This window comes from Brevundimonas sp. (assembly GCF_036405315.1).
Taxonomy (GTDB): Bacteria; Pseudomonadota; Alphaproteobacteria; order Caulobacterales; family Caulobacteraceae; genus Brevundimonas.
In genome coordinates this window covers 1-4,327 of the sequence record NZ_DASWXW010000099.1, presented here as the reverse complement: position 1 = coordinate 4,327, position 4,327 = coordinate 1, and the positions used below count along the sequence as shown (strand labels likewise).

The window sequence follows — 4,327 nt, the reverse complement described above, 5'->3', positions numbered from 1 at the left end:
GCCGGCAAGGACGTGGAAGGCGCCGTCCAGCGTCTGGCCCAGATGGCCCGCGCCGCCGGCATCCACCTGATCATGGCCACCCAGCGCCCGTCGGTGGACGTCATCACCGGCACCATCAAGGCCAACTTCCCGACCCGGATCAGCTTCCAGGTCACGTCCAAGATCGACAGCCGCACCATCCTGGGCGAGCAGGGCGGCGAGCAGCTGCTGGGTCAGGGCGACATGCTCTACATGGCCGGCGGCGGCCGTATCACCCGCCTGCACGGCCCGTTCGTGACCGACCAGGAAGTCGAGGAGGTGTGCAAGCACCTGCGCCTGCAGGCCGAGCCGGATTATCTGGACCTGATCACCGACGAGCCGGACGGCGACGGCGACAACGCCCTGGGCGGCGACGGCGACGGCATGTCGGGCGACGACCTCTATGACCGCGCCGTGGCCGTGGTCACGCGCGACCGCAAGGCCTCGACCTCCTACATCCAGCGCCGCCTGCAGATCGGCTACAACCGCGCCGCCACCCTGATCGAACGGATGGAACAGGAAGGCGTCGTCAGCCCCGCCAACCACGCCGGCAAGCGGGATATCCTCGCGGGTCCGCCGCCCATGTAGCCTCGGCAGCTTTGCTGCCGGGCGCTACCGCTCGCCGCGCGGCGGCTCGCTGCTTCAGTGCTGAGCGCTCAGAAACGGAACCGCCCGCGCCCTGCGCCCGTTGGAACGCCTCACGTCCTCAAACAGTGAGCGACCGCGTCGCGAACGATAGGACCCTGAAAACAATGAACAGCGCTTCATCGGAGCGCCGGAATATGGTCAGGCTGGCGTCATCAGCCTGCCGGATGAAGCTCACACCCTCGTCGGGTCGAAAACCGTTCAGAACGGGAGAAGAAAAGACATGACCCTTTCACGCCGCGCCTTCGGCTTCAGCGCCGCCGCATTGGCGATCATCGCCGCCGCGCCTGTCTCGGCCCAGTCCAGCCTGTCGGCCGAGGATCAGGCAAGCCTGCGTCAGGCCCAGGCCTATCTGACCGCCCTGACGGCGGCCCAGGGCAACTTCATCGAGACCGGCCCCGGCGGCCAGCAGCGTTCCGGCAGGTTCTGGCTGCAACGTCCCGGCAAGATGCGCTTCGAATACAGCGATCCGGCGGGCCTGCTGGTCGTGGCCGACGGCAATAACGTCAAACGCTATGATCCGCGTCTGAACGTCTTCCGTCAGGTGCCGCTGGGCGCTACCCCGCTATCGACCTTCCTGGCTCGCGAGGTCCGTCTGGATCAGGGCGTGCGCGTCGACCGCGTCACCCGCATGGCGTCGGGCGCCTTCGCCATCACCGCCCGCGACGCCTCCAAGCCCAACGAGGGCTCGGTCATCCTGGCCTTCGCCGGTTCGCCGTTGCGCCTGCAGGAATGGACCATCACCGACGCGCAAGGCTCGCGCACCCGCATCCAGCTGACCTCGCTGCAGCCGGCTTCCGGCCTGGCCGCCAGCCTGTTCCAGCTGCGCGACCCGACGCGCCGCCCCAGCCGCAACTAGGCGTCGCAACCAGAGCGGGGCGTCGCTGGAACGGCACAACCTCGACTCATTTTGTTGATTTGACTTTTTTCGCTCGTGTGACATTCTGACCACAGAACGGCGGCGGCCGTTCTGTCCGCCATGGAATCATCCCCTCCCGGCGGCGAGAGAGACGAACTGAACAGCGCCCGGACCCGTTCCGGGCGCTTTTTTCACGGCTCCTCCGTGCTAAGGCCGGGCCATGACCCTTCGCATCGTCACCTGGAACATCAACTCGGTCCGCCTGCGCGTGGACCAGATCGCCCGCTTCGTCGCCGAGTACGCGCCCGACGTCCTGTGCCTGCAGGAGATCAAATGCACCGAGGACCAGTTCCCGCGCGAAGCCTTTGAGGCGATGGGCCTGCCCTATCTGAAGATCCGCGGTCAGAAGGGCTGGCACGGCGTGGCCATCGCCAGCAGGCTGCCCATTCTCGACGGCCAAGGCGCCGCGCTCGACGTCTGTCGCGAGGGTCATGGCCGCTGCGTCTCGGGCCTGATCGGCGGGGTCGAGGTGCAGAACTTCTACATCCCGGCCGGCGGCGACGTTCCCGACCGCAAGCTGAACCCGAAGTTCGATCACAAGATGGACTTCTATGAGCGGCTGACCGCCGAGATGAAGACCCGCGACCAGCAGCGGCCTCTGGTTCTGGCCGGCGACTTCAACATCGCCCCGGGCGACAACGACGTCTTCAATCACAAATTCATGCTGAAGGTGGTCAGCCACACGCCGGGCGAGATCGAGACCCTGCGCCGTCTTCAGGAGGCCGGCGGTTTCGCCGACGTGGTGCGCGATCAGATCCCGGACCCGGTCAAGCTGGCCAGCTGGTGGAGCTATCGCGCCAAGGACTTCCGGGTGTCGAACCGGGGCTTGCGGCTGGACCACCTGTGGACCTCGCCGGGCCTGACGCCCGCCGTGGTCAAGGGCAGCGCGCGCATCCTCGACACGGTGCGCGAATGGGAACGGCCCAGCGACCACGCGCCCGTGGTGATGGACCTGGACGTCTAGAAAACTTCAGATGAGCGCAGGACAGGCGGTCGGGGGGAGCGACCGCCTGTTCACGCGTCTCAGGCGACGCCGAACAGCTTGGCGCCGGCCAGAACGCCCAGCAGAATCAGGGTGACGCTGCCGGTGAAGACGACGACGGCTTCGAACGAAGCGTCGGCGCGGGGATGCACGAGTTTCATGTCTTGGTCCTTTCGGCGGGGAGATCCGAACCCGCCGAACATGGTCCATCGAGCGCCTGTGGACAAACCACGCTTAGGCTAGGTCGAGTGAGTTCAGATCACTCGACGGGATCGGCGTGGGCCTCGGCCTCGATCCAGTTGAGGAAGCGCCGCAGCTTGGGCTCGTCCGCCCGTTCCGGCAGGACCACGGCCCAATAGGCCAGGTTGTTGGTCAGTGCGTGATCGACCGGCTGGATCAGCCGCCCCTCCTTCAGATCGTCGGCGGCCAGGGGGGCTGAGGTCAGGGCCAGGCCGCGTCCCGACAGGGCGGCCTCCAGCGCCAGGTGGCTGTGACTGAAGACCGGGCCGCGCAGGTGGTTGACGCGCGGGTCAGAAACCCCCGCGCTCTCGAACCAGGCCTTCCAGCCCATGCGGTCGGCGAAGGGCAGGTCGTGCCAGGATTCGTGGATCAGCACGGCGTCCAGCAGGTCGGCGGGCGTCCGCATCGACCGCGCCGCCGCCAGCGACGGGGCGCAGACCGGGATCAGGCGTTCGCTCATCAACCGACGCGCGACCTGGCCGGGATAGGGGCCTTCGCCGTAGCGCAGGGCCACGTCGGCCTCGCCGTTCGACAGGTCGGCGATACGGTCCTCGGCGAAGACGATCAGGTCGAGGTCGGGATTGTCCTCGCTGAAGCGGTGCAGGCGCGGCGACAGCCACTTGCCCGCCAGTGACGGCAGGGCCGAGATCCGCAGTTGGCGGCTGCGGCCGGGGCGCACGGCCTCCAGGGCGCTCTCCAGCCGTTCGAAGGCGTCGGCCACGCCCTGGGCCAGACGACGGCCGTCGGCGGTCAGAACCACCGAGCGGTTGAAGCGGTCGAAGAGACGCAGGCCCAGCCGCATCTCCAGCGCCTTGATATGGCGGCTGACGGCGCCGGGGGTGACGCCCAGCTCCTCGGCGGCCTCGCGGAAACTGCCGAGACGGGCGGCGGCGTCGAAGGCCCGAAGCGCCACCAGAGGCGGGGTCGGACGACGCTCGCTCATCAGTTCGTCAGGCCAAGGTCAGGGCTGAAGGCGGTAGCCGCCCGCGTCGGTCAGCAGCAGGCGCGCCTGACCCGGCTCGGGCTCGATCTTCTGACGCAGGCGATAGATGTGGGTTTCCAGGGTGTGGGTGGTGACGCCGGCGTTGTAGCCCCAGACCTCGGTCAGCAGCTCCTCGCGCGACACGGGCTTGGCCCCGGCGCGATAGAGGTATTTGAGGATGTTGGTTTCCTTCTCGGTCAGCCGGACCTTTTTTCCCTTGTCGTCCAGCATCATCTTCGACGCCGGGCGGAACTCGTAGGGACCGATCTGGAAGACGGCGTCCTCGGACTGCTCGTGACTGCGCAGGTGGGCGCGGATGCGGGCCAGCAGGACCGCGAAGCGGAAGGGCTTGGTGACGTAGTCGTTGGCGCCGGAGTCGAGGCCCAGGATGGCGTCTGAATCCGACGACTGGGCCGTCAGCATGATGACCGGGGTCGAGACCCCCGCCTTGCGGATCAGGCGGCAGGCCTCGCGGCCGTCCATGTCGGGCAGGTCGACGTCCAGCAGGATCAGGTCGGCGCGAACCTCGCGCGCCTGACGC

The 4,327-nt window shown here is 67.7% G+C and carries 5 protein-coding genes; 3 read left to right on the top strand and 2 right to left on the bottom strand.

What is annotated here, in order from left to right:
* The 3 genes from VGE49_RS06040 to xth form a co-directional block, all read left to right on the top strand.
* Window positions 1-606 (top strand): DNA translocase FtsK (locus tag VGE49_RS06040; RefSeq protein WP_331033658.1); only part of this gene is annotated, 606 nt, incomplete at its 5' end.
* Between the two features lie 280 nt (window positions 607-886).
* A complete protein-coding gene (locus VGE49_RS06035; RefSeq protein WP_331033657.1) occupies window positions 887-1,522 on the top strand; it encodes a LolA family protein in 636 nt (211 codons plus the stop codon).
* 220 nt (window positions 1,523-1,742) lie between these two features.
* Window positions 1,743-2,546: an exodeoxyribonuclease III gene (gene xth / locus VGE49_RS06030; protein ID WP_331033656.1), complete on the top strand. Its 804-nt coding sequence runs from the start codon at window positions 1,743-1,745 to the stop codon at window positions 2,544-2,546.
* A 277-nt stretch (window positions 2,547-2,823) separates the two neighbouring features.
* Here the strand turns inward: xth and gcvA are convergent, their stop codons facing one another.
* Entirely contained in the window at window positions 2,824-3,747 is a 924-nt protein-coding gene (gene gcvA / locus VGE49_RS06025) for a transcriptional regulator GcvA (RefSeq protein WP_331033655.1), read from the bottom strand.
* Between the two features lie 18 nt (window positions 3,748-3,765).
* A partial coding sequence (locus VGE49_RS06020) for a response regulator transcription factor (RefSeq protein ID WP_331033654.1) occupies window positions 3,766-4,327 on the bottom strand: 562 nt, incomplete at its 5' end.

Coding starts and splice junctions, on each gene's coding strand:
- VGE49_RS06035 (WP_331033657.1), top strand. CDS start 887: ATGACCCTTTCACGCCGCGCCTTCGGCTTCAGCGCCGCCGCATTGGCG.
- xth (WP_331033656.1), top strand. CDS start 1,743: ATGACCCTTCGCATCGTCACCTGGAACATCAACTCGGTCCGCCTGCGC.
- gcvA (WP_331033655.1), bottom strand. CDS start 3,747: ATGAGCGAGCGTCGTCCGACCCCGCCTCTGGTGGCGCTTCGGGCCTTC.